Source organism: Rhodococcus sp. P4_F3_2 (assembly GCF_056401335.1).
This window is the reverse complement of record NZ_JBFUJN010000096.1, coordinates 1-905: the sequence shown is the minus strand read 5'-3', so window position 1 is coordinate 905 and position 905 is coordinate 1. Positions and strand designations below refer to the sequence as shown.

General features: G+C 37.5%; 1 protein-coding gene. It reads left to right on the top strand.

From position 1 onward, the window contains the following. Positions 1–905: mannonate dehydratase (gene uxuA / locus AC1DWA_RS32905; protein ID WP_477917603.1), on the top strand; the 905-nt coding region annotated here is incomplete at both ends.

Sequence of the window (905 nt, the reverse complement as noted above, 5' to 3'; positions counted from 1 at the left end):
TCACGACGTACCTGCTGGAGAGGTTTGGTCTGCTGAACGTATAGAAGAAGTCGTTAATCAAGCAAAAGCACAAGGGTTAAATACTGATGTTGTTGAAAGTGTCAATATTCATGAGGATATAAAGCTGGGCTTAAATACAAGAGACCAATATATTCATGCCTATAAGGAGACATTAAGAAATTTAAGAAAATTTGGGGTTAAGGTTGTATGCTATAACTTTATGCCAATATTTGATTGGTTTCGTACTGACTTATTTAAAGAAACCGAAGATGGCAGTACGGCGTTATTCTTCGATGCCGAGAAAGTGATCTCACTTACACCTGAGAAGGTTGTAAATAACATGGAAGAGAATTCAAATGATTTAACACTTCCTGGCTGGGAGCCTGAGAGATTAAAAGATTTGAAAAACTTATTTAACCAATACAAAGACGTTACAGAAGAACATTTATTAGAGAATCTGATTTATTTCTTGGAGGAAGTGTGTCCTACTGCGGAACAATGCGGCATTAAATTGGCTATTCATCCTGATGATCCGCCGTTTTCAATCTTTGGATTACCTCGGATCGTAAAAAATAAGAATGATATTAAGCGTATTTTAAATGCTGTTGATAGTCCTTCGAATGGGTTAACATTTTGTTCGGGATCATTAGGGGGAAATCCAAATAACGACTTAGTTGATATTGTGAGATCCTATGCTAGTCGAATTCCATTTGCACATATTCGGAATGTAAAACATTTTGAAGATGGCAGCTTTATAGAAACTTCACATCGAGATGAGGATGGTTCTATACCTATGACAGGTATTGTATATGCTCTTTATGAAAGCGGTTTCGATGGGTATGCTCGTCCAGATCATGGTAGACATATTTGGGATGAGATGTGTAGGCCGGGCTACGGCTTATATG